Genomic DNA, 23,445 nt, shown 5'->3' with positions numbered 1-23,445 from the left:
GCGCCATGGGAATCCTGGACTCGCTGGAGAACAATCCCGCGCTCCGCAGCGCGCTCGGTCAGCTCGGTGCCGCCGTGCTGCCGGCCGTGCTCAACGAAGTGCTCGGCAGCAATCATCAGGGCGGCCTCAGCGCGATCGTCGCAAAACTCCAGCAGGCGGGCTTTGGCGACCAGGTCAAATCCTGGCTCGGCAACGGCCACAACCTGCCGATCTCGGCCGACCAGCTCCGCGCCGTGCTCGGCAGCGACACCGTCCGCCAGCTCGCCGCACGCTACAACATCCCGGTCGACCAGTTGGGTGAGATCCTCGCCCAGGAGCTGCCCAAGGCCGTAGACCAGGCAAGTCCGCAAGGGCATCTGCCCCATACCGCCTAGGGCTCGGTTCCAGCGGTATCAAAGTGGGCCGCGGTTCCCGTTATCGTCCTGAAAAGACTTCAAAATTTGTGTGTTCGCCAGGCTTGCATGAGGCTGGTCAAAAACGCCGCATGCGTGCTATACAGCAGCCGGGTTTCCGGCCGGCCATCGCAGTGGGACCATGGGCGAGGCAGGCGCTGTTTGAGTAATGGAGAGGGTGTTGAAGCACAAATTCCCCGTTGGAACGCGCGTATTGTTCACGGCCAGCAACATCGCGCGCCCCGCTGCCAGCGGCTCGTATGAGGTCATCCGCCTGCTGCCGACGGACGGCGACGACTGCCAGTACCGGATCAAGAGCTCGACCGAGGCGTTTGAACGGGTCGCCAAGGAAAGTCAGCTGGCGCTCTCCTGACGCGCCGCCGACCCCGCGCTCATTGCAATTGCGGACGAATTTGCTCCGCCCGCCGTCAAAAGGCCCGCTTCACCTTCACAAGGTGGGGCGGGGGCAGCTGCCGACTCGCGGTGCTCGCTTGACCATTCGCTCTCTGCTCGCGTGAGGGGACGTCGCGCATGAACTCGGCATGGGCCACTTCGCTCGACCAAATCTGGCGCTCGGCGGCCTTTCCGATGTGGATGACGCTGGCGGCCGCCGGCTTCTTCGGATTGATTCTGCTGATCACGCTGCTGCGCGCCGAGAAGTCGGTCGCCAATGGCGCGCTGACGGTGATCACGCTGCTGTCCATCGCCATCGCGGGGGCTGCCACGGTGCGCGTCTATGGACCGGAGGGGCTGGACGCGCCGACCGAGTCGCGCGCGCAGGCCGCGGTCACCGCGAGCCTGCCGGCGCTGTCCTGCCTCGATGGCCTGGCCGGTGATGCCGTGGCCGCGGGCTGCGAGAAGGCGCTGTTCGGCGCACCCGACACGGCGGCGGCGGCCGTTGCCTACACCGCGGCCAGGATCGACCGTCTCACCGCGCTTGGTGACGCCGCGACCGCCGACAAGAGCCTGACGCTCGACATGAAGGTGCTGCGCAAGTCGCTGGAGCGTGACCGCTACGGCCTCGTCGCGCAGGTACTGGTTGCACGCGACGGCTGCACGCAGTTCGATTGTGCCGCCTTCCGCTCGCTGACCGATCAGCAGCAGGTCGCCGCCAACATGGATTCCCGTCTCTACGACACGCTGGTCGCGCGCTACGCGCCGACCTGGAATACGCCTGGAACGGTGCCGGCAATGCCTGCCACGGCCGCACTCGCGGGGTTGCCGCCATCGATGCCGACGGGCAAGCCGACCAATGCGGAGTTCCCGAGCTCCTCGTCGACGCCTCCGGTGAGCATCATGAATCCGGAGCCGCCGACTGCGGCGACGCGCCAGGCGGCGCCTGCCGCCGCTGCGCCGCGCGCGCCGGCCGCGACCTCGGCGCAGGCTGCGGCACCCGCGGCACCGGCCGCCAAGAAGCCGCCGGCACCGAAGGCCGCGCGTGCGCCCGCTGCAGCACCGGTTCCGATCGCGCCACCGACTTCCGCGCCGGCGGCTCCAGCTGCGGATAACGAGTAGTTCGGCATTCCAAATGGGTGGCTGCCCGGCTAATGCTGGGGCATGCCACTCCATCTGATCAAGCTCGCCGTCGGCTGCGACTCCGTCAAGGAATTGAAGGAGTGGGTGGCCGAACGGATGCAGACCGCCAAGAAGAAGGGTCTGCCGCAACATCACATCCACATCACCCGCATGGTGCCCAAGCGCGATGCCGAGATCCTCGCCGGCGGGTCGCTCTATTGGGTCATCAAGGGCGAGATCGCCGCACGCGAAAAGATCATCGGCATCGAGCCGTTCCGCGACAAGGACGGCATCGGACGCTGCCGCATCGTGATGCAGCCGAAGGTGATCTCGGTCTCGCCGCGGCCGATGCGCCCGTTCCAGGGCTGGCGCTATCTCACCGAGGATGCCGTGCCGCCCGATCTCGGCAAGTCCGCCGCCGGCTCGATTGCAGCCATGCCGGAGCCGATGCGGCGCGAGCTGCGCGATCTCGGGTTGCTCTAAACCGCGATATTGTCGATCAGCCGCGTCGTCCCGAGCTTGGCCGCGACCAGGATCCGCAAGGGGCCGTCCTTGCGCGAGGTGACCGGCGCCAGCGTCGCGGCATGGCGGGCCTCGTAATAGTCGAGCGAAAAGCCAGCCGCCTTGATCATCCCGGCGCCGCGCGCCATTGCGGGCGCGACGGCTTCGCCGCCGCGGATGCGTCCGGCGCTCTCCTTCATGGCGCGGTAGAGCGTGGTCGCGGTCTGCCGCTCCTCGGCCGAGAGGTAGACGTTACGCGATGACATCGCGAGCCCGTCGCGCTCGCGCACGGTGCGGGAGCCGATCACCTTGACGCCGAGATCGAGGTCGCGCGCCATTTGCGTCACCACGCGCAATTGCTGAAAGTCCTTCTCGCCGAAGATCGCAAAATCCGGCCGGCATTGCGTGAACAGCTTGCCGACGACGGTGGCGACGCCGCTGAAGAAGTGCGGCCGGAAGCGGTCCTCGAGGCCGGCGAGCGCCGGCCCCTCCGGCGCGATGCGGGTGGCGAAGCCCTCCGGATACATGGCCTCGACGCCGGGATGCCAGACGATATCGACGTCCTCGGCCGCGAGCTTGGCGATGTCCGACTTCCAGGTGCGCGGATAGGCACCGAAGTCCTCGGTCGGAGCGAACTGAGTCGGGTTGACGAAGATCGACACCACGACGCGGCTGGCCCGCCGCTTGGCGAGACGCACCAGCGACACATGCCCGTCATGGAGCGCCCCCATGGTCGGGACCAGCGCGATCGTGGCCTTGCGCTTGCGAAGATTGTCGACGGTGCGCCGGAGTGCGGGGACCGTGCGGGCGATCAGGGGACTTGGCGACATCAGGACTCGACGGGGTTGGGAATCAGCGGGGGCGGCTCGGCGCCTGGCTGGCTAACCTTAACAAGCGGCAGTCGTGGACGCCATGCGCACGGATGCGGCACAGCATCCCGCGCAAAGCCACGCGCGATGTCGCGACATTGTGGGCTGGATCACAGACGATGGATGGCGCCGCGATTCATGATGAAACACGGCGCGCTGCGATTTGCATTACCTGTCACGCATTTCACTTGACCGCAGACGCGGCCAACTCGAAGATATTCGTTAGGGGTGTTGAGGATCGCTATGCTCGTGCAAGCTAGCCAAGGCCAGTCAGGCTCGGCGCATGTTGTCGTGCTCGGCAACGAGAAGGGCGGCTCCGGCAAATCGACCACCGCCTTGCACATCGCCGTTGCGCTCCTGAAAGCCGGTCAGCGCGTCGCCACCATCGATCTCGACTGCCGCCAGCAAAGCTTCACCCACTACATCGACAACCGCGCCGCCTGGGCCCGCCGCACCAAGCTCGACCTCGAGCTGCCGGTGCATCGCTGTATCAAGCTCGGCGAGACCATGCAGATTGCCGACAACGAGAACTCAGAGTTCCAGCAGTTCATGGAGGCGGTCTCGGCGGTCGAGAGCAGCTTCGATTTCATCGTCATCGATACGCCCGGGACCGACAGCTACCTGATGCGCCTCGCCCATTCGATGGCCGACACGCTGGTCACGCCGATCAACGACAGCTTCCTCGATTTCGATGTGCTCGGCACCGTCGATCCCGCCAACTACGCGGTGACAGGCGAGAGCCACTATGCCGAGATGGTGCGGGACGTCAGGCGCAAGCGCCGCCAGCTCGACGGCTCGACCACCGACTGGATCGTGGTGCGCAATCGCCTGTCCATGCTCGGCTCCCGCAACAAGCAGCTCGTCGCTGGCGGGCTGAAGGATTTGTCGCTGCGGCTCGGCTTCCGCTATGTCGACGGCTTCGCCGAGCGCGTCGTCTACCGCGAGTTCTTCCCGCGCGGCTTGACCGCCCTCGACGAGATCGACGAGGCCACGCTCGGCATGCGGCCCAATCTCGGCCATCTCACCGCGCGGGAGGAGGTGACGAGCCTGCTCCGCCAGCTCAAGCTGCCGCTCGACGAACGCGGCCGCCGCCGTGCGGCAAATCGCGCCGAATGGTTCAGCCAGGTCGACAAGCCGCTCGAGGTTCACGACATCCTCGGCGCCTGAGGCGGCGGTATATCGCTACTTTCGATCGATCCAGGGGAGGTTCCTGCCCGGAACCAAGCCGGCGCTCGGGCGTTTCACCGCATATTTACTGCGAAATTGAACCCCATCGTGACCGGTTGCGTCGGATGGTGGCGAGCACCCGAGTAGCCACAGGAAAATGGAATGCTCAAGAAACGAGTGCGCCGCACAATGAAAGGGCTGCCGGTTCACAATATTTAGCCTTCCTGTCACGTGGCTGTGACATATATTAGGGAATAGGCGACCAGGGGCCGAAGAGCCCCGGAAGAACACGATTTTCAACAGGGATTCAGGCCGTAAGAGCCTGAGGCTGAGGACGAAAATGAAGCGTGGAATTGCCGTTCTGGTTTCGGTCAGTGCCCTCTGCGGCATCGCCTATTTCACGGCGAGCAAGTGGGCGATCAAGCACGAGACCATCACCTTCTACGACGCTTCGCGCGACAATCGCCCCGTGCCCGTCGATATCGCGGTCCGCCGCGACAAGGAAATGCAGGCCACTGCCGGCATGATCACGCTGCCGGTCGCTGTGATCAATCACGGCAATACCGTCAAGAACACCGAGTACGCCTTCCTCGCCAACATCTTCGCTGCGCGCGGCTATATGGTCGTCAGCCCGCAGCATGACCTGCCGACCGATCCTCCGATGGTGACCAAGCCCGGCGAGCTCTATGTCGGCCGGCTGCCGCAGATCCTGCGCGGCGTCGCCAACATCCATCTCGCCATGCAGGAGATGAAGAAGGTTCAGCCCAACGCCGACTACGACAAGGTGACGATGGTCGGCCACTCCATGGGCGGCGACATCACCATGTATTTCGCCAAGCAGTATCCGGACGAGGTCAAGAAGGTCGTCACGCTCGACAATCTGCGCGTGCCCTTCGTCACCGCCGGCAAGTTCAAGATCCTGTCGTTCCGCTCCACCGATCCGCAGTTCAAGGCCGATGCGGGCGTGATCCCGACGGACGAGGAATGCGAGAAGGCGGGCATCCAGGTGGTGAAGACCGAATTCCAGCACAACGACATGCGCGACACCGGTCCGGATGTCGCCAAGAACTCGATCCAGGGCATGCTCGACAAGTTCCTGAGCGCGACCGACAGCGAGGTGGCGCCGGTCGACACGCAGTCGTCCCCGCCCAAGATCCTCGAGCCCGGTCCGGTCGCTCTGATGGGACCCGCCAAGAGCTGACGGCTTTCTCGTAGACAGTCTTCAAAGCCCCCGCTGCCCCGCCGGCGGGGGCTTTGCACATTGACCGGGCTGCCTGCGCTCGCCACATTAGTCCCCCACGCTTGGTTGAGCTGCGATGTCGGGCGAACCCATCAAGCCGCGCGGTGATGCCGTTTCGACGAAGGCCGGCGGCGCGGTGCCGCAGGCCGGCACGTCGACCTCGGAGGACATTGCCGCCTTCGTCGCCAAGGCGCGTGCGCTGTCGCCGCATGCGCCGGGCGCGAAGGGGCGGCTGATCTTCGCGCTGGATGCGACGATGAGCCGGCAGCCGACCTGGGACATGGCCTGCGCGCTCCAGGCCGACATGTTTCGCGAAACCGCGGCGCTCGGCAGTCTCGACATCCGCCTGGTCTACTACCGCGGCTTCAACGAGTGCCGCGCCTCGGGGTGGATCTCCGACAGCGCCAGGCTGGCGACGCTGATGAGCAAGATCGATTGCCGCGGCGGCGACACCCAGATCGGCAAGGTGCTGAGCGAGGCACGGCGCGAGGCGGTCGCATCCGGCGTGCGCGCCGTCGTCTTCGTTGGCGATGCCATGGAGGAGCAGGTCGACGAACTCTGCGCCAAGGCCGGCGAACTCGGCATGCTCAAGGTGCCCGTCTTCGTGTTTCAGGAAGGCCACGATGCCGTAGCCGAGCAGGCGTTTCGCGAGATCGCGCGCCTGACCGGCGGTGCCTGGTGCCGGTTCGATCCGGGCGCGGCGGCGCAGCTGCGAGAGCTGTTGCGCGCAGCTGCAGCCTATGCTGCCGGCGGCCGCGAGGCGTTGCTGAAGCTGGCGACGACCACGAGCGGCGCGGCGATGTTGATCGGCCAGATGAAGTAGCGCTCAGGCTCGCCTTCGGCGGCGAACGCCATGCATTTTGTCGCAAGGCCGACTATATTCCAGCCATGACCCTGATCGCCGGCGCCGTCGCCGTTATCACGCTTTACCTGCTGCTCCAGATGTTCCGCTCCGCCAATCCGGCGGTGCTGGCGCGCACCATCAAGTTTGGCGGCGGCGTGGTGGCACTGGCGGTCGCGGCCTTCACGGGCTTGCGCGGCGAGCTGGCGGTGGCAATCCCCCTCGGAATTTTTGGCGCCGGGCTGCTCGGCTGGACACCATTGGCGAACTCCGGGTTCGGCAACTTTGGAGGGCTGTTCGGTGGCGCCGCGACGCGCCCGACCGGTCAGGCCTCGCGGGTGCGCTCGGCATTCCTCGATATGCGGCTGGACCACGATTCCGGCCGGCTCGGCGGCCAGATCATTGCCGGTCCTCACGCCGGGCGCGATCTCGACGAGTTCGATCTCGCGGGCCTCTTGGCGATGGTCCCGGCGTTCGACGCCGAGAGCGTGGCCTTACTTGAAAGCTATCTGGACCGCCGGTTTCCCGCTTGGCGTCAGAACGCGCAGCGCGACGCGGCAGGGGGGCAGCGCCGCACGGCGGCGAGTGGCAAAATGACGGCGGAGGAGGCCTACCAGATCCTTGGCTTGCAGCCGGGGGCGGGACGTGACGACATCAGCCGGGCCCACAAATCCCTGATGAAGAAACTCCATCCCGACCAGGGGGGCTCGACGTATCTCGCTGCCCGGGTAAACGAGGCCAAGGATACTCTGCTTCGCACGCATAACGGCTGACTCCGGCACCACGCTACAAACGCCCGTACCGCGTGAGCTCCGTTTGCTCTGTCTGTCGTCGCCCCGATGCCCGCCATTGTCGGCGTGGTCCATCCTTTGAGTAAAAATTTAACCGTAAATTGTTGACGAGAGGTTGTCGCGGAACTGGCATCGCCGCATCCCCCAAAACAAAAATGCCCGCGCAAGGCGCGGGCATTATGATCGGGACGGTTCAGACGATCAGTTGCGGACCGTGATGCAGGAGATGTCGGCGCGCTTCAGGGCGCGGCAGACGGCTTCGGCCTGGTCGCGCTCGAGCCCGGCGAAGCGGGCGCGGTAGAGCTTGCGATTGTCCTTGGCGACGACCGGCTCGGTAAACGGATCGGCCTTGCTGAGCAGCCCGCGGGCCGAGCTGCGCGCTGCATCAATGCGCTGCTGGGCTTCGTTCTCGCTCTCGAGCGCGCCGACCTGGACGATCCAGCCGCTGTGGGTGATGGCCGGCTTGGTGGTAGCGCTCATCTGGATCGGCTGCGGCGCCGGATCGGCGGATGCAAGCTTCGGAGCGGCCGGGGCGGGCGCGGCGGGGGTCGCGGCCGGCAGCACGCCGAGGATGCCATTGCCGGTGCCGAACCCGGCCGGCTGGCGCGGCAGCTCGGTACGGGCGACGTCCGCCTTCGGCGCCTCCGGCTGGCTCTGGGGCTCGGGCTTGTTGATCAGATCGGCGCGGGCGACGACGGCGCCGGAGGTTTCCGCGACGTCGGAGCGGGCAGCGATCGTGCTCGTGACTTGCGGTGCGACCGGAGCCGGGGCGGCGGAGGCGACCTTGACGGCGCCGGCCTTGACCTGAACGGTCTTGACCCGGACCGGCTTCATCGGCTCGGACGAGCCGGGGATGATCGAGAGCGGCTGGCTGGAGATCACGCCATTGGTGAGCGGCGCGGGCTCGATCTTGGATTCGGTCGGCCGAACCTCTGGCTTGCTGGCTTCAGGCTTGGGCTGAACCGGCGGCACCGCAGCCGTCGCCGCGGCAAGCGTCGACAGGCGCGCAGCGAGGCGAGACGGCGCTGCCTCGGGAGCCGGAGCGGCTGCAGCCTGGACCTGCGGAGCAGCGCGGGCCGGCGTGTCCGAGGCGTCGGCGACCTCGGCGGAGGCGTCAGCGCCATTGCGTTCGGTGACTGCGGCAACGGTGTGAGTGGTCGCGCCCTTCTCGAGGTTCTCCGCGAGCAGGTTGCGCATGATGGCGTCGCGCGAACCGCCGCTGCGGCCGCCCAGCACCACGCCGATCAGGTGGCGGTTGCCGCGGCGCATCGAGGTGACGAGGTTGAAGCCGGAGGCGCGGGTGTAGCCGGTCTTGATGCCGTCGACGCCCTCGACATTGCCCAGCAGGTGATTGTGGTTGCGGATCGACTGGCCGCGCCAGTTGAACGTCGAGGTGGCGAAATAGCGATAGTAGCGCGGGAAGCGCTCCTGGATGGCGCGGCCGAGCGTGGCCTGGTCGCGCGCGGTCGTGACCTGCTCGTCGTTGGGAAGGCCGTTGGCATTGCGGTAGACCGTCTTCGACATGCCGAGCGAGCGCGCCTTGCGCGTCATCATCTGGGCGAAGTCGTCTTCATCTCCGGCGATCGCTTCCGCGATCACCACGGCGGCGTCGTTGGCGGAGCGGGTGACGAGACCCTTGATGGCGTCCTCGACGCGGATGGTCTGGCCGGCGCGCAGGTTCAGCTTGGTCGGATCCTGGTCGGCGGCGTGCTGGGACACCGGCATCTCGGTGTCGAGCTTCATCTTGCCGGACTCAAGACGCTCGAACAGCAGATAGAGCGTCATGATTTTGGTGAGCGAGGCGGGGTGGCGGATTCCGTCGGGGCTGTTCGACTGGAGCACCGCGCCGGAATTGCCGTCGACGATGATGGACGCGAATTTCGGGCTGGAGCTCTCGGACACATCGCGCTGCACCCGGTGGTGCGCGTAGTGGCGGCGGTGGCGCCGTGCCTCGGCAGCATCAGTGGTGAAGATGACTGCGGTGGTGACCGTAAGAAGCCCGAAAACGCCAACCCGCGCCAAGCGCGAGGAAGACAAGTTTTTACGAAGCATGGAACCCCGTCCCCGTTTCTGACTTGATCACCGGCCCGTGAGGCGAAATTGTGCCCATGGGGACCCGGGATCATTACCTGCTCAGGCTGTCCCTCCGCCTGTGTTCGCTGCGGGGGACGTTGGGCCTAAGCCGCTATTCTGGCTAAGGTGATGTTCTCAAACGGCTTTTGACCGATTGCGGAAGCTGAACACGTCCAGGGAATCAGGGTAGGGGGCCGCGGTTTCCAAAAGCTTAAGGAACCCTTGCGGGAAACCCCGGGAATCTCCGCGATTTGCATCTAGTTTTTGTGCGTCGCACAAGATTCTTGACTTTATTGTGCGTTGCACTAATTATGGGCACAGTCAGGGAGCCGGGGCTTCCCGACGAGAGCCAGGGAAAAGGATTCCGAAATGTTCAAGGTTGAAGACTTTCAGAACTACGGGAAAGAGCACTTCGAGCAGTGCGTTGCCTCCGCGACCTCGGTGCAGCACGGCCTTCAGGCGATCGCCAGCGCCTATGGCGACTACACCAAGAAGTCGTTCGAAGACACCAAGTCCTTCGTCGAGAAGCTTTCCGGCGTGAAGTCGCTGGACAAGGCCATGGAAGCCCAGACCGACTTCGCGCGTTCCACCTACGAGACCTTCGTTGCGGAATCGCAGAAGATCGCCGGCCTCTACAACGACCTCGCCAAGCAGGCGTTCAAGCCGGTCGAGACCATCGTGTCGAAGTTCACCCCGGCCGCCAACTAAGCTTTCCCGGATATCCTGAAAGCAAAAGCCCGGCTGACCAGCCGGGCTTTTCGTTTGTCGCGACGGGTTCGTCTCGGCGCACCGCGCGCAGCTTGGACGGCCGGCTCGTTCGATCGTCCTGAATGTGTGGACGGTCGGGCTCGCCGAATTGTCCAGGACGAACTCGCTTGTGCTGCTCGCGCAAGATTGCACCTGCCCGTAGATTATGATGGTCGCGGGCCCCGGCGTTTCGCACAGCTTCGTCCTTGCCCGATTTCGCGCCACGCGATTCAAGCGGCGGCTCGACTGAACCGTAGAAGTCCGGAGATGATCCCGCGCGAAACCGTCGCAACAGTTGGCCCGGCCGGTTCCTGATCAAGACGTTCTAACCAGACGGCGCGGAAATTTTTGTCAAATTGGTCCGGATTGACTAACCTCGGTCAGGATCGTTCGGATTGGGAATCGGGACCGTCGCGGCCGCATTCGGCCGGACCTTTGCACGCTTGCGGCGAGCCGGGGGCGGGCCCATATTGCTGACGACCGACCCGGCTTGGACCGGACCGGTTGGAAGCGGCGATCCAACGAGGCGGCGAGCCTGCGTGAAGCTCCGAAGGCTGGGGCTCCGCGGCGGACCGTCATACGCTTCCGTGGGGAATTTGAACGCCTGAGCCATGCCGCAACTGTTGTCCAGACTCGACCTGTCCGCGGCCACCGCCGCCCTCGCTCCCCGGATGAGCAATGACGAGAACCGTTCGGGCGGTCCGACGGGTCCGAACACCTCTGTCATCACCAAGGTCAAGCCGAAGACCAAGCGACCGAACCTGTACCGCGTGCTGATCCTGAACGACGACTACACGCCGATGGAATTCGTCGTCCACGTGCTGGAGAAGTTCTTCCAGAAGGACGTCGAGGCGGCGACCAAGATCATGCTGCACGTTCACCATCACGGTATCGGGGAGTGCGGGGTGTTCACCTACGAGATCGCCGAGACCAAGGTGACGCAGGTGATGGACTTCGCCCGCAAGCACCAGCATCCGCTGCAATGCGTGATGGAAAAGAAGTAAGTCACCTTACCGCGCGTCTTTAGGCCGGCTCTCGTGCCTGTCGCAATGTGATTGTCGCGTGCTGCCTGCGCGCGATGGCTGTTGCGGCCGGCAAGATTTAAGGAATTCTGCACCGGCGCCGACCCCGCCCAAATCGGAACGGGTTTTGCATCGAAAATAGCCCAGGTGGCTAGCTGCCGAGTCGCGGAACCGGTCTTTCGCCGCGATCTTGTATAACTATATGTGACAAAGGTTGTTGTTGCCTGACCGGGCGATGGCGATCATGATGGTGGGGGCCATAGAGGACGCGAATGCCGACTTTTTCCCAAAGCCTTGAACAATCCCTGCATCGTGCGCTGGCGATCGCAAACGAGCGTCATCACCAATACGCGACGCTCGAGCATCTCCTGCTCTCCCTGATCGATGACTCCGATGCAGCCGCCGTGATGCGCGCCTGTAGCGTCGACCTCGACAAGCTCCGCACGAGCCTCGTCAATTATCTTGAGACCGAATTCGAGAATCTGGTGACGGATGGCGCCGACGATGCCAAGCCGACCGCCGGTTTCCAGCGCGTGATCCAGCGCGCGGTGATCCATGTGCAGTCGTCGGGTCGCGAAGAGGTGACCGGCGCCAACGTGCTGATCGCGATCTTCGCCGAACGCGAGAGTCATGCCGCTTACTTCCTGCAAGAGCAGGACATGACGCGCTACGACGCGGTCAACTACATCAGCCACGGCATCGCCAAGCGGCCGGGTGTCTCCGAGGCGCGCCCCGTGCGCGGCGTCGACGAGGAAACCGAGACCAAGGGCACTGAGGACGCCAAGAAGAAGGGCGAGGCGCTCGAGACCTATTGCGTCAACCTCAACAAGAAGGCGCGCGACGGCAAGATCGACCCGGTGATCGGACGCAATTCCGAGATCAACCGCGCGATCCAGGTGCTGTGCCGTCGGCAGAAGAACAACCCGCTGTTCGTCGGCGAAGCCGGCGTCGGCAAGACCGCGATCGCCGAGGGCCTTGCCAAGCGCATCGTCGACAGTGAAGTGCCGGAAGTTCTGGCGGCCGCGACCGTGTTCTCGCTGGACATGGGCACGCTGCTTGCCGGCACGCGCTATCGCGGCGATTTCGAGGAGCGCTTGAAGCAGGTACTGAAGGAGCTCGAGGCGCATCCCAACGCCATCCTGTTTATCGACGAGATCCACACCGTGATCGGTGCGGGCGCAACGTCCGGCGGGGCGATGGATGCTTCGAACCTGCTCAAGCCGGCGCTTGCCTCGGGCACGATCCGCTGCATGGGCTCGACCACCTACAAGGAATACCGCCAGCACTTCGAGAAGGACCGCGCGCTGGTGCGGCGCTTCCAGAAGATCGACATCAACGAGCCGACCGTCGAGGACGCCATCGCGATCCTCAAGGGCCTCAAGCCGTATTTCGAGGACTACCATCGGCTGAAGTACACCAATGAGGCGATCGAGGCTGCGGTGCAGCTCTCCTCGCGCTACATCCACGACCGCAAGCTGCCCGACAAGGCGATCGACGTGATCGACGAGTCCGGTGCGGCGCAGATGTTGGTCGCCGAGAACAAGCGCAAGAAGACCATCGGCATCAAGGAGATCGAGACCACGATTGCCTCGATGGCGCGGATCCCGCCGAAGAGCGTGTCGAAGGACGATGCCGAGGTGCTCAAGCATCTCGAGCAGACCCTGAAGCGCACCGTGTTCGGCCAGGACAAGGCGATCGAGTCGCTCGCCGCTTCGATCAAGCTGGCCCGTGCCGGCCTGCGCGAGCCGGAGAAGCCGATCGGCTGCTACCTGTTCTCAGGTCCCACCGGCGTCGGCAAGACCGAGGTCGCTAAGCAACTCGCGGCGTCGCTCGGCGTCGAGCTGTTGCGCTTCGACATGTCCGAATACATGGAGCGGCACACCGTGTCGCGCCTGATCGGCGCGCCTCCCGGCTATGTCGGCTTCGACCAGGGCGGCCTGCTCACCGACGGCGTCGACCAGCATCCGCATTGCGTGGTGCTGCTCGACGAGATCGAGAAGGCGCATCCCGACCTCTACAACGTCCTGCTCCAGATCATGGATCACGGCCGGCTGACCGACCACAACGGCAAGCAGGTCAACTTCCGCAACGTGATCCTGATCATGACCACGAATGCGGGTGCTTCGGATCTCGCCAAGCAGGCGTTCGGCTTCACGCGCTCGAAGCGGGAAGGCGACGACCACGAGGCGATCAACCGGCAGTTCGCGCCGGAATTCCGCAACCGCCTCGATGCCATCGTCTCGTTCGGCCATCTCAGCGTCGAGGTGATTGGCACCGTCGTCGAGAAGTTCGTGCTTCAGCTCGAGGCGCAGCTTGGCGACCGCGACGTCACCATCGAACTGTCCGAGCCCGCCAAGGCCTGGCTGGTCCAGCATGGTTACGATGAGCAGATGGGCGCGCGGCCGATGGCCCGCGTGATCCAGGAGCACATCAAGAAGCCGCTGGCCGACGAGGTGCTGTTCGGCAAGCTCAAGAGCGGCGGCCACGTCCGCGTCGTCCTGGTCAAGGACGAGGCCGACGAGACCAAGGACAAGATCGGCTTCGAGTTCGTCGAGGGCCCGGTCACACCGAAGCAGGAGAAGCTGCCCGGCACCCGCAAGCGCCCGCCGGGCAAGTCCAACAAGCCGGGTGGTCCCGGCGGCTCGAAGGGGCCGACCTCCAAGGGCCCGCTGGTCAAGGCTTGATCGGCATGTGATGAAATCGAAAAGGCCGGCTGTGAAGCCGGCCTTTTTGCTTTGAATTGCGAGCGATCCTTACGTTCCTGCCTTGGGCGCCGCTGCTGCCGGCGACCAGGCCACTGCTCCTGATAGCTAAACCACGCAGGGGTTGTGCACGAGAACATCTGGCACCTTGCGGGCGCGGAGTTACTCTCAATCCCCCTTCATCCGCTGCCCTTCCTGAATCCGGACATGCTCGGCGCCGCGCGCGCCCGCGGGTGACAGGCGCAACATGCTGAGCAGCGCGCCGCACAGGGCAAAGCCGACGCCGGCGAGCAGTGCGATCCTGGTTCCTTCCTGCGGGTAGCGGCCGAGGAACAGCGCGACCAGCGCGGCGCCGGCGGTCTGGCCGAGCAGCCGGGCAGTGCCCAGCATGCCGCTGGCCCCGCCGGAGCGCTCACGCGGGGCGGCTGCGATCATGGTGCGGTTGTTCGGCGTCTGGAACAGGCCGAAGCCGAAGCCGGCGAGGGCCATGCGCCAGGCGATGTCGAAGGCGCCGGGCTCGGCCGGCAGCATCGCCAGCGAGGCGAGCCCGCCTGCGAACAGCAAAAGGCCGATGCCGCCGAGCAGGCCGGCCGGATAGTGCTCGACCAGGCGTCCCGCAAGCGGGGCGGCGAACGCCACCGTGATCGGCCATGGCGTGATCAGAAGGCCCATATGCACGGCTGAATAGCCGAAGCGACTTTGGAGGTAGAACGGGATCGCGACGAAGGAGAGCATCTGGGCGCAGAACGAGGCGATCGAGGTCGCGATCGACAGGGCGAAGATCGGGATGCGCAGGAGATCGACCGGCAGCAGCGGCGCGGCCATATGCGTCTCGCGCCAGATCAGGGCGGCGCCCGCAATCGCGGCGACGGCGAATTCGATCAGGCAGGTGAGGAGCGGCTCGCCATGGCCGACGCTGTCGACGGCGAAAATGCCGACACCGAAGGTGACGGCGCTGAGCCCTGCGCTCTGCCAGTCGAATGAATGCTCCGCCAGGCGCGTGTGCGGCAGGCAGCGCGCGCCGAGCGCAACCGCGACCGCACCGATCGGCACGTTGATCGCAAACAGCCAGGGCCAGCTTGCCACGGCCAGGATGCCCGAGGCCAGCGTCGGCCCGATCGCGGCGGACACCGCCACGACGAGCGCGTTGCGCGCGATGCCGCGCCCGAGCAGCGCATGCGGATAGGTGAAGCGCACCAGCGCGGTGTTGACGCTCATGATGCCGGCCGCGCCAAAACCCTGAATGATGCGCGCGACGGTCAGCAGCGGCAGCGAGTGCGCAACGGCGCACAGCGCGGAAGCGAGGGTGAACAGCGCAAGCCCCGCCAGATAGACACGCCGGTAGCCGACGATCTCGCCAAGCGAGGCTAGCGGCAGCAGCGAGATGGTGATCGCGAGCTGATAGCCGTTGACGATCCAGATCGAGAAGGCGGGGCTCGCATCGAGGTCGGCCGCGATCGTCGGCAGCGCCACATTGGCGATGGCGCCGTCGATCACGGACATGGTGATGCCGAGCGCGATGGTGAGGATGGCCCATCGACGCTGCGGCAGCGGCAGGCCGTCGGCCTGCTCGATGGTGACTGTCGACATCGTGATCAGCGTCTGGTTTGGCGAATCGGACACTGCCAGGTGGCCGAGTATTGCGCCAACAGGGCAGGACCGCGATAGTTCCGGAACCGCAATCACCAGCGCGCGGTCGATTTTCCGAAGATGTAGAGGGCGATGAGCCCGAGCGTCACCGCTGTCGAGAAGACCAGGATGCGGCGATCCCAGTCGATTCTCTCTCGCTCAGCCCTTCTGAGAGACAGCATCGTGAACAGGGCTTTCATGGCAAATCGGCGCATCGCAAGCCTCGCGACGGCCGCAGGATGCCACGGCCGACGGAAGCGAGCTTGATGCAGCTCAAGGGCGCTCGCTACACCGCCGGCGGATTGCGGTCGGTGAAGGTCGTGCGCTGGTGCCAGTAGGGATAGGGCAGCGTCACCTTGCTGGCGGCGTCGAGCTTTGCGATCTGGTCCTTGGTCAAGGACCAGCCGACCGCGCCGAGATTTTCGCGCAGTTGCGCCTCGTTGCGCGCGCCGATGATCAGCGTCGAGACGGTGGGGCGCTGGAGCAGCCAGTTCAGCGCGATCTGCGAGACGCTCTTGCCGGTTTCCTTGGCGACCTCGTCGATCGCGTCGACCACGCGATAGACGTGCTCGTCCGGCACGGGCGGGCCGAAGTCGGCGGTCTTGGGCAGGCGGCTGACTTCCGGCTTCGGCTGGCCGCGCCGGATCTTGCCGGTGAGGCGTCCCCATCCGAGCGGCGACCAGACCACCGCGCCGAGGCCCTGGTCGAGGCCGAGCGGCATCAGCTCCCATTCGTAGTCGCGACCGATCAGTGAATAATAGGTCTGGTTGGCGACGTAGCGCGGGAAGCCGTGCTTGTCGGCAACACCGAGCGACTTCATCAGGTGCCAGCCCGAAAAATTCGAGACGCCGACGTAGCGGATCTTGCCGGCGCGCACGAGCACGTCGAGCGTTGAAAGCACCTCTTCAGGCGGAGTGAGCGCATCGAAGCCATGGAGCTGGAACAGGTCGATGTAATCGGTGCCGAGCCGGCTCAGCGAACCGTCAATGGCGGCAAGCAGGTGCTGCCGTGACGAGCCGATGTCGTTGGGGCCGTCGCCGAAGCGGAAGGTTGCCTTGGTCGAGATCAGCACCTTGTCGCGGCGGCCCTTGATGGCTTCACCCAGAACGCGCTCGGACTCGCCGAGCGAATAGACGTCGGCGGTGTCGAACATCGACACGCCGGCCTCGAGGCAGATATCGAGAAGGCGCCGCGCTTCGGTCGCGTCCGTCGTGCCCCACGCAGCAAGGCGGCCGACGCCGCCGAACGTGCCCGTTCCCAGGCTCAAAGCAGGCACCATGAGGCCGGACCGGCCCAAGCGTCGGTATTCCATCGACATGCTCCTCGGCTGGCCGCTGATTGATCGATGCGGCCTTGGTGTCGGATGTTAGTGCAAGCAGGCGCATTGTCCTACGACGCGCTCACATACCGGCCTTGCTTCGGAGCGGGCTAGTCGTGCCGAAGCATGTCATCGAACGCGGCGTTGGCAACGTGCGGGCCGACCGGCTTCGCTGCAGCCCGAGACTCGCTCCTTGCTGAAGGAAAGCAGGCGGCTTCGTTGTCACGCGTCTGCTGCGGCAGCAAAGCGAGGCTCCAGCCCACGAGGACCAGCATCGCGAGCCGGAACGCGATCGCGCCCAGCAGCAGCTCCGATCCGCTTATCGTCGCGCGAGACCTCATGCGTGTCAGCCTGATGCACGCGTCTGGATAAGACAATCTGGAATTGGCGAGCGTTGCCTTCGCTCAGGACGAAGGCTCGCGCAGATGGCAGCTCAGTGCGGCAACTGGCTCTGCCGGAAGTCGCGCGGCGACATCCCGAAGTGCTCGCGGAAGACGCGGCCGAAATGCGAGAGGTCGTTAAAACCCCAGGCGAACGCGATCTCGCTGATGTGGCGATGGGCGAGCAGAGGCGAAGCGAGGTCGCGCCGGCATTGGGCCAGACGCTCGGCGAGCACGTGGCGCTGGAACGACATCTCCTCGTCGGCGAGGAGATCGTTGACGTAGCGCGGCGAGATGCCGAGTGCGGCGGCGGTCTCCGCCAGCGACAGGTCGGGATCGGCGAGATGCGCGCGGATGTGGGCCTTCAGCCGGTAGAGCAGGGCGGAGCGATGGGTCGAGGACGGCAGCGAGGTCTTGCCAAGCCGTTCGCTCAGCGCCATCGCCAGCAGATCGACGGCCTGCTCCGACAGGGCGGCCGCATTGTTCGGCGCTAACCGGTCCGCACTCTGGCAGAGCCTGAAGATGAAGTCGTAGGCGAGCCGCTCCAGCGGCGCATCCGCTCCGAACGCGATCGCGGTGAGCGTCTCGGTGCCGCCGAGCCGCCGCTGCAGCATTTCGCGCGGCACCTTGAAAATGGTCTGCGTAAAACTGTCGTTGAACTTCAGCTCATAGGGCCGCGTAGTGTCGTAGAGTGCGAACTCGCCGGGATGGATCACGGTCTCGCGCCCGTCCTGCGCTACGCCGCCGTCGCCGCGATTGCCGAGTGCGATCAGCACAAAATCCTGGTCCGAGCGCGCGATGCGCGAGGGCGTGCGGAACACGTGCTGGCGGTCGGAGCAGACGTCGGAGCAGACGGCCTTGCCGAGCGGGGCTTGCGTCACCGAGCCGTGGAAGGCGCTGCCGAGGTCGGACTTGCAGTCGAGCCCGACGAAGACGTCGCAGACGATGTCCTGCCAGAGGGCGAGCCGCCGGTAGCCGGGGCTGCCGTCCGTCGTGAACTGGATTGGCATTTGGACAGCCTCCCTTTCACATCCCGCAAAATCGCAAATTGGCGCAGATCCAGCCTGACCGGAGGCAAATCCCGTACCGGGCGGCGATCCCGTCCGGTCGAGTTTTTGTGCCGCCGCAGTCGAGCGCCCGGCCGCCCGGCTTGGCCAAATAGACTGCATCGGACGAGGTCTGCGATCAACCGGCAATGGAGGCGGCCATGGGCATCGAACATCCCAAATATAAGGTGGCGGTGGTGCAGGCGGCTCCCGCCTGGCTCGATCTCGATGCCTCGATCGACAAGTCGATCGCACTGATCAGGGAGGCGGCCGAGAAGGGGGCGAAGCTGATCGCCTTCCCGGAAGCCTTCATTCCCGGCTACCCCTGGCACATCTGGATGGACTCGCCGGCCTGGGCAATCGGCCGCGGCTTCGTGCAGCGCTATTTCGATAATTCGTTGTCTTACGACAGCCCGCAGGCCGAGCGTTTGCGCGATGCCGTGCGCAAGGCGAAGCTGACGGCGGTGATCGGTCTGTCGGAGCGCGACGGCGGCAGCCTATACCTGGCGCAATGGCTGATCGGCCCCGATGGCGAGACCATCGCAAAGCGCCGCAAGCTGCGCCCGACCCATGCCGAGCGCACCGTCTATGGCGAGGGCGACGGCAGCGACCTCGCCGTGCACGCGAGGCCCGACATCGGCCGCCTCGGCGCGCTATGCTGCTGGGAGCATCTGCAGCCGCTGTCGAAATACGCGATGTACGCCCAGAACGAGCAGGTCCACGTCGCGGCCTGGCCGAGCTTTTCGCTCTACGATCCCTTTGCGCCGGCGCTCGGCGCGGAGGTCAACAACGCCGCCTCGCGCGTCTATGCGGTGGAGGGATCCTGCTTCGTGCTCGCGCCTTGCGCGACGGTGTCGCAGGCGATGATCGACGAGCTCTGCGACCGGCCGGACAAGCACGCGCTGCTCCACGCCGGCGGCGGCTTTGCCGCGATCTACGGCCCCGATGGCAGCCAGATCGGCGACAAGCTCGCGCCGGACCAGGAGGGACTCCTGATCGCCGAGATCGACCTCGGCGCCATCGGCGTCGCCAAGAACGCCGCTGATCCCGCCGGGCATTATTCGCGGCCCGACGTGACGCGGCTGCTGCTCAACAAGAAGCGATACCAGCGCGTCGAGCAGTTCGCGCTGCCGGTGGATACCGTCGAGCCCACGGACATTGCCGCAGCGGCGAGCTGATCGCCGCCGCGCGGAGACGGGCTCACATTACGCGACGCAGTGACCGAGCAGCTCGGGATGCGCGGCGCAGATGTGATGTGCGCCGGCCGCGCGCAGCTCGGCTTCGCTGCCATAGCCGTAGAGCACGCCGATCGCGGTCATGCCGTTGGTGCGTGCGCCCACCACGTCATGGCTGCGGTCGCCGATCATGATCGCGCTGGCCGCATCGACCTTGGCCTCCTCGAGCGCGTAGCGCAGCAGGTCGCGCTTGTCGACGCGGGTGCCGTCGAGCTCGGAGCCGAATACGCGCTCGAAATAGGGTTTCAGGCCGAAATGATCGACGATGCGGGTGGCGTAGACCGCGGGCTTGCTGGTGGCCACGAACATGCGTGGCGTCGTTGCGGCGAGCGTTGTCAGAGTGTCCACGATGCCGGCATAGGCCTCGTTCTCGAACAGGCCGATATCGGAAAAGCGTTCGCGATAGAGCAGCAGCGCGCGGTCGGCGAGCTCGTCGCTTCCGGTGAGCTTTTTCAGGCTGGCATGCAGCGGCGGCCCGATGCACCAGGTCAGCTCGTCCTCGCTTGGCACCGCCAGGCTCAACCGCTCCAGCGCGTACTGGATCGAGCGGGTGATCCCGGGCTTCGGGTTGGTCAGCGTGCCGTCGAGATCAAAATAGATTGCTTGCATCCGGACCCGTCCCCCGAGTTGTGACGGGTCCGTTGCTAGTCGGATCAGCCTTCAAGTCAAGGCCCGGGTCGTCATTGCTGCTTCGCCCATTCGACGATCGCTGTGGCATCCGGGCCGGCCTGGGCTTCCCAGGCGGCGATCGCATCCTTTGCGGCGCTGCGAAGTGCCGCGACGAGGGACGGCGGCGCCGGCTCCGCGATCTTGACGCCGTTATCGCGCATGCGCGCATAATTCTCCGTGGTGCGGTTGGCCAGCAGGGCGAACTGGCTCTGCTCGGTCTCGGCTGCCGCGGCAAGCACCTCGCGCTGCATCGGCTCGGACAGTTCGACAAATGCCTCGGTGCGGACGAAAGCGATCGAGATCGGCATCGCGTAGTTGATGGCGGTGAAATACGGCAGGTGGTCCCAGAGCTTGCGTCCCGCGCCGCCGTCGCCGGAGGTGAGGACGGCGTTCAGCCGGCGCTCTTTCAGCCCGGCGATCGCCGCGTCCATCGGCAGGAATTGCGCATTCGCGCCGGCCGCGCGCATCACCGCACTGGAATTGGCATCGTAGGCGCGCAGGTTCAGCGTCGGCAAATCCTCGGCGCCCGCGAGCGAACGATCCGACCAAAGTCCCGTCGCCGGCCAGATCGTCAGATAGAGCAGCTTCAGACCGCGGGCGGCGAACGCCTTCTCGTAGAGCGGGCGGGCCCGCGCATTGGTGGCGCGCGCGACGTCGACCGATTGCACCAGGAAGGGCAGGGTGGAGAGACCGAGCACCGGGTCGATGCCGGACAGTGCGCCCGCAAAGGCATCGCCCCCGGCGATCCGGCCATCCGCAGCGGCCCGCGGCATCTCGCCCGAACTGATCTTGAGAGTGTTGTCGAAGGCGTTGGCCAGCGTCACGAAGCCGTTGGTGCGCTCGGAAACGCGTTTGGCGAAGGTCACAAGGCCGATACCGGAAATGTTATTTTCGGGGTATTCGGTGGTCATCCGCCAGGTCACCTGGGCGGTGGCGGGCGCAGCGGTCAGGAGAAGCGCGACGAGGATAACGAAGGCGCGGATCCGTTTGGCGGGGGAACGCATTGAAGGCAGCAGGTCGGGCAGCATATCGGTAACTCATCGAACCATGGCACGATGCCACGGCATGGCAGATCATCTTGTTGCACGACGCGCCGGCGTGCGCCACAGCGATGCTTGGGCACGGCTGCCGCGAATTGCGTCACTCATCGCTGTCGCGCTGCTCGTCTTGGCGACACGGGCGGCGGCATGGGACAGCTCGCCCGCGAAAACCAACGTCGCCGTCCCCAGTGTCGAAGAGCTGGCGATGCCGCCGCAAAAGCCCGCCAGCGCACGCGAGAGCGATACGCGGGAATCGATCTGCCTGATCGTCGAGGCTGCCGCGCGCGATGCCAATCTGCCGCTGGAATTCTTCGCCCGCGTGATCTGGCAGGAAAGCCGCTTCCAGGCCGATGCGATCGGGCCCATGACGCGCAGCGGCGAGCACGCGCAGGGGATCGCGCAGTTCATGCCGGGGACTGCGAGCGAGCGCGGGCTGCTCAATCCCTTCAATCCGGTTCAGGCGCTGCCGAAGTCGGCCGAATTCCTCAACGAGCTGCGCAACCAGTTCGGCAATCTCGGCCTTGCCGCAGCCGCCTATAACGCCGGCCCCCGCCGCGTCCAGGAATGGCTCGCCGGCACCGGGCCGATGCCGGAGCAGACCCGCAACTACGTCTATGCCATCACCGGCACGAGCGTTGACGCGTGGGCCAAGGCGGGCAGCACCGGCAAGGGACCACCGAGTTCGCCACCGACGAGCTGCCGCGACCTCATGGCGCTGTTGAAGCGCGCGCCGAATCCGTTCGTCGCCGAGCTCGAGCAGCATGTCGAGCTTGCCGCCGCAAAGATCTGGGGCGTGCAGCTCGCCGCCGGCTTCGACCGCAACAGGGCGCTGGCGATGTATTCCCGTGCGGTCACGCATCTGAGCGCGGTGATCGGCGAACGCGATCCGAGCCTGCTGAGCTCGGTGATGCGCAGCCGCGGCACGCGTACGTTCTACCAGGTGCGCATCGGGGCCGATACGCGGGCCGAGGCGGATGATCTGTGCAACCGCATCCGCAGGGCTGGCGGCGCCTGTTTCGTGCTGAGGAATCGGGGTGTGGCGGGGTAGGAGGCGTCTCTCGCGCGCATGCCAGCCCCGCCGCGCGCTTCCTTGACGCGGACGGTCGCATTGCCCGTTATGCAGCCACGATTCCGTAACCTCGGCCAATACTCCCGTGGCGCTTCCCCCGCTCGATTCACCTCAATGGCAAAGTCCGTGGCGCGCCTTTGCGTGGGGACTGCGCTCGATCACGCAGACGATCCTCACCATCGTGCTGTTCGTGACCTATCTGGGCATCGGCGCGCTCGCCCATGACACCCATTTCAGCCTGCTCTGGGCGCTGTGCTCGACGCTGTTCGTTTGGGCTGGTCCGGCACAGATCATCCTGATCACCACGCTCGGCTCGGGCGCCACCGTCATCCAGTCGGCGATCGCCGTGACCGTCAGCGCCATCCGCCTGTTTCCGATGGTGGTCTCGGTGCTGCCGCTGATGCGCACGCCGACGACGAAGCGGCGCGAGCTTATCTTCGCCGCGCATCTCACCGCGGTGACGCTGTGGGTCGAATGCCACCGCTTCCTGCCGCAGGTGCCGCGCGAGCGGCGCATCGCATTCGTCCATGGTCTCGGCTGTGGCCTGGTCTCGGTGTGCCTCACCGCCAATACGGTCGGCTATTTCCTCGCTGCCAACCTGACGCAGACGCTTGGCGCGGCGATCCTGTTGCTGACGCCGCTGTCGTTCCTGTTCTCGACCGCGCGCAACAGCCGCGAGGTCGCCGATGTCGTCGCGCTGACGCTCGGGATATTGCTCTATCCGCTCGCGGCCAAGATGAACTCGGGTCTCGACATCCTCGTGAGCGGCGTGGTCGCCGGCACGATCGCCTATGGCGTGCATTGGTGGCGGGAGGTGCGCGCATGAGTTTTGCGCAAGCGATCGGCGACTGGTACGCGCTCGCCGTACTGTTCATCGCCGGCGTTGTTCCCAACCAGATCTGGCGCATGCTGGGCCTGTGGTTCGGCGGCGGCATCGACGAGGGCTCGGAGCTGCTGGTCTGGGTGAGGGCGGTCGCGACCGCGATCCTGGCCGGGGTCATCGCCCAGATCGTGGTCGAGCCGCCGGGCGCGCTGGCCAGCGTGCCTGATGTCCTGCGCTATGGCGCGGTCGCTGCCGGCCTTGTCGTGTTCCTGCTGACCCGCCGCTCAATCTTCGCCGGCGTCGTCACCGGCGAAGTCTTCATGCTGGCCGGCAAGTGGTGGTTGGGCTAAAACGCGTCCGACAAGCTTAAGGAACA

At 65.6% G+C, this 23,445-nt stretch carries 24 protein-coding genes; 15 read left to right on the top strand and 9 right to left on the bottom strand.

Going from position 1 to position 23,445, the window contains the following annotated elements; translation table 11 throughout:
• Nucleotides 1-5: 5 nt before the first annotated feature.
• The 4 genes from JQ592_RS08135 to JQ592_RS08120 all read left to right on the top strand — a co-directional run bounded on the left by JQ592_RS08135 (nt 6) and on the right by JQ592_RS08120 (nt 2,390).
• Nucleotides 6-374 (top strand): YidB family protein, encoded by a 369-nt coding sequence (locus JQ592_RS08135; RefSeq protein WP_211402324.1) that lies wholly within the window; start codon nt 6-8, stop codon nt 372-374.
• 187 nt (nt 375-561) lie between these two features.
• Nucleotides 562-765, top strand: a complete 204-nt coding sequence (locus JQ592_RS08130; RefSeq protein ID WP_183245163.1) for a hypothetical protein — start codon at nt 562-564, stop codon at nt 763-765.
• 158 nt (nt 766-923) lie between these two features.
• Nucleotides 924-1,907 (top strand): hypothetical protein, encoded by a 984-nt coding sequence (locus tag JQ592_RS08125; protein WP_211402323.1) that lies wholly within the window; start codon nt 924-926, stop codon nt 1,905-1,907.
• Between the two features lie 42 nt (nt 1,908-1,949).
• On the top strand, nt 1,950-2,390 hold the full coding sequence (locus JQ592_RS08120; protein ID WP_211402322.1) for a DUF1489 family protein: 441 nt from the start codon (nt 1,950-1,952) through the stop codon (nt 2,388-2,390).
• Here the strand turns inward: JQ592_RS08120 and panC are convergent.
• Nucleotides 2,387-3,238 (bottom strand): pantoate--beta-alanine ligase, encoded by an 852-nt coding sequence (panC, locus tag JQ592_RS08115; protein WP_211402321.1) that lies wholly within the window; start codon nt 3,236-3,238, stop codon nt 2,387-2,389. The two genes, JQ592_RS08120 and panC, sit on opposite strands and share 4 nt — an antisense overlap.
• A 282-nt stretch (nt 3,239-3,520) precedes the next feature.
• Between panC and JQ592_RS08110 the strand changes: the two genes are divergently transcribed.
• The 4 genes from JQ592_RS08110 to JQ592_RS08095 all read left to right on the top strand — a co-directional run bounded on the left by JQ592_RS08110 (nt 3,521) and on the right by JQ592_RS08095 (nt 7,298).
• Complete coding sequence (locus JQ592_RS08110; protein WP_211402320.1) at nt 3,521-4,444, top strand: division plane positioning ATPase MipZ; 924 nt, start codon at nt 3,521-3,523, stop codon at nt 4,442-4,444.
• Nucleotides 4,445-4,784: 340 nt separating this feature from the next.
• Nucleotides 4,785-5,645, top strand: a complete 861-nt coding sequence (locus tag JQ592_RS08105) for an alpha/beta fold hydrolase (protein WP_211402319.1) — start codon at nt 4,785-4,787, stop codon at nt 5,643-5,645.
• A 115-nt stretch (nt 5,646-5,760) separates the two neighbouring features.
• Nucleotides 5,761-6,507, top strand: coding sequence for a VWA domain-containing protein (locus JQ592_RS08100; protein WP_211402318.1), 747 nt, complete (start codon nt 5,761-5,763; stop codon nt 6,505-6,507).
• Nucleotides 6,508-6,572: 65 nt separating this feature from the next.
• Nucleotides 6,573-7,298 carry a DnaJ domain-containing protein gene (locus JQ592_RS08095; RefSeq protein WP_211402317.1) on the top strand — a complete coding sequence of 242 codons (726 nt, stop codon included), beginning with the start codon at nt 6,573-6,575 and terminating at the stop codon, nt 7,296-7,298.
• A gap of 219 nt (nt 7,299-7,517) precedes the next feature.
• Here the strand turns inward: JQ592_RS08095 and JQ592_RS08090 are convergent, their stop codons facing one another.
• On the bottom strand, nt 7,518-9,368 hold the full coding sequence (locus tag JQ592_RS08090; RefSeq protein WP_211402316.1) for a D-alanyl-D-alanine carboxypeptidase: 1,851 nt from the start codon (nt 9,366-9,368) through the stop codon (nt 7,518-7,520).
• A 390-nt stretch (nt 9,369-9,758) separates the two neighbouring features.
• On the opposite strand from JQ592_RS08090, the gene JQ592_RS08085 reads away from it, so the two are divergent.
• From JQ592_RS08085 to clpA, 3 genes are all read left to right on the top strand, one after another.
• The gene (locus JQ592_RS08085) at nt 9,759-10,097 is read left to right on the top strand and encodes a phasin family protein (protein ID WP_211402315.1); all 339 of its coding nucleotides are present in this window, start codon (nt 9,759-9,761) and stop codon (nt 10,095-10,097) included.
• A 710-nt stretch (nt 10,098-10,807) separates the two neighbouring features.
• Nucleotides 10,808-11,140 carry an ATP-dependent Clp protease adapter ClpS gene (clpS, locus tag JQ592_RS08080; RefSeq protein ID WP_015685564.1) on the top strand — a complete coding sequence of 111 codons (333 nt, stop codon included), beginning with the start codon at nt 10,808-10,810 and terminating at the stop codon, nt 11,138-11,140.
• A gap of 290 nt (nt 11,141-11,430) precedes the next feature.
• A complete protein-coding gene (gene clpA / locus JQ592_RS08075; protein ID WP_211402314.1) occupies nt 11,431-13,842 on the top strand; it encodes an ATP-dependent Clp protease ATP-binding subunit ClpA in 2,412 nt (803 codons plus the stop codon).
• 186 nt (nt 13,843-14,028) lie between these two features.
• Here clpA and JQ592_RS08070 read toward each other — a convergent pair whose 3' ends face one another.
• The 5 genes from JQ592_RS08070 to JQ592_RS08050 form a co-directional block, all read right to left on the bottom strand.
• Nucleotides 14,029-15,450 (bottom strand): MFS transporter, encoded by a 1,422-nt coding sequence (locus JQ592_RS08070; RefSeq protein WP_211402544.1) that lies wholly within the window; start codon nt 15,448-15,450, stop codon nt 14,029-14,031.
• 92 nt (nt 15,451-15,542) lie between these two features.
• Nucleotides 15,543-15,704: a hypothetical protein gene (locus JQ592_RS08065; protein ID WP_211402313.1), complete on the bottom strand. Its 162-nt coding sequence runs from the start codon at nt 15,702-15,704 to the stop codon at nt 15,543-15,545.
• Between the two features lie 71 nt (nt 15,705-15,775).
• Entirely contained in the window at nt 15,776-16,801 is a 1,026-nt protein-coding gene (locus tag JQ592_RS08060; protein WP_211402312.1) for an aldo/keto reductase, read from the bottom strand.
• 116 nt (nt 16,802-16,917) lie between these two features.
• The gene (locus JQ592_RS08055; RefSeq protein WP_211402311.1) at nt 16,918-17,148 is read right to left on the bottom strand and encodes a hypothetical protein; all 231 of its coding nucleotides are present in this window, start codon (nt 17,146-17,148) and stop codon (nt 16,918-16,920) included.
• A gap of 92 nt (nt 17,149-17,240) precedes the next feature.
• Complete coding sequence (locus JQ592_RS08050; RefSeq protein ID WP_211402310.1) at nt 17,241-18,197, bottom strand: helix-turn-helix domain-containing protein; 957 nt, start codon at nt 18,195-18,197, stop codon at nt 17,241-17,243.
• 197 nt (nt 18,198-18,394) lie between these two features.
• On the opposite strand from JQ592_RS08050, the gene JQ592_RS08045 reads away from it, so the two are divergent.
• Nucleotides 18,395-19,411: a carbon-nitrogen hydrolase family protein gene (locus JQ592_RS08045; protein ID WP_211402309.1), complete on the top strand. Its 1,017-nt coding sequence runs from the start codon at nt 18,395-18,397 to the stop codon at nt 19,409-19,411.
• Between the two features lie 27 nt (nt 19,412-19,438).
• On the opposite strand, the gene JQ592_RS08040 is transcribed toward JQ592_RS08045, so the two are convergent.
• Complete coding sequence (locus tag JQ592_RS08040; RefSeq protein WP_211402308.1) at nt 19,439-20,077, bottom strand: HAD family hydrolase; 639 nt, start codon at nt 20,075-20,077, stop codon at nt 19,439-19,441.
• A 71-nt stretch (nt 20,078-20,148) separates the two neighbouring features.
• On the bottom strand, nt 20,149-21,165 hold the full coding sequence (locus tag JQ592_RS08035) for a TRAP transporter substrate-binding protein (RefSeq protein WP_211402307.1): 1,017 nt from the start codon (nt 21,163-21,165) through the stop codon (nt 20,149-20,151).
• A gap of 37 nt (nt 21,166-21,202) precedes the next feature.
• Between JQ592_RS08035 and JQ592_RS08030 the strand changes: the two genes are divergently transcribed.
• The 3 genes from JQ592_RS08030 to JQ592_RS08020 all read left to right on the top strand — a co-directional run bounded on the left by JQ592_RS08030 (nt 21,203) and on the right by JQ592_RS08020 (nt 23,419).
• Nucleotides 21,203-22,225 (top strand): lytic transglycosylase domain-containing protein, encoded by a 1,023-nt coding sequence (locus JQ592_RS08030; RefSeq protein ID WP_246820226.1) that lies wholly within the window; start codon nt 21,203-21,205, stop codon nt 22,223-22,225.
• A 106-nt stretch (nt 22,226-22,331) separates the two neighbouring features.
• The gene (locus JQ592_RS08025; RefSeq protein WP_211402306.1) at nt 22,332-23,072 is read left to right on the top strand and encodes an AzlC family ABC transporter permease; all 741 of its coding nucleotides are present in this window, start codon (nt 22,332-22,334) and stop codon (nt 23,070-23,072) included.
• Complete coding sequence (locus JQ592_RS08020; RefSeq protein WP_211402305.1) at nt 23,069-23,419, top strand: AzlD domain-containing protein; 351 nt, start codon at nt 23,069-23,071, stop codon at nt 23,417-23,419. The genes JQ592_RS08025 and JQ592_RS08020 overlap by 4 nt, the downstream gene beginning before the upstream one ends.
• Nucleotides 23,420-23,445 lie beyond the last annotated feature (26 nt).

This window comes from Bradyrhizobium iriomotense, from assembly GCF_018129405.1.
GTDB lineage: Bacteria > Pseudomonadota > Alphaproteobacteria > Rhizobiales > Xanthobacteraceae > Bradyrhizobium > Bradyrhizobium iriomotense_B.
Note: the sequence above shows the minus strand (reverse complement) of the source record. Positions and strands in the feature narration are given on the sequence as shown.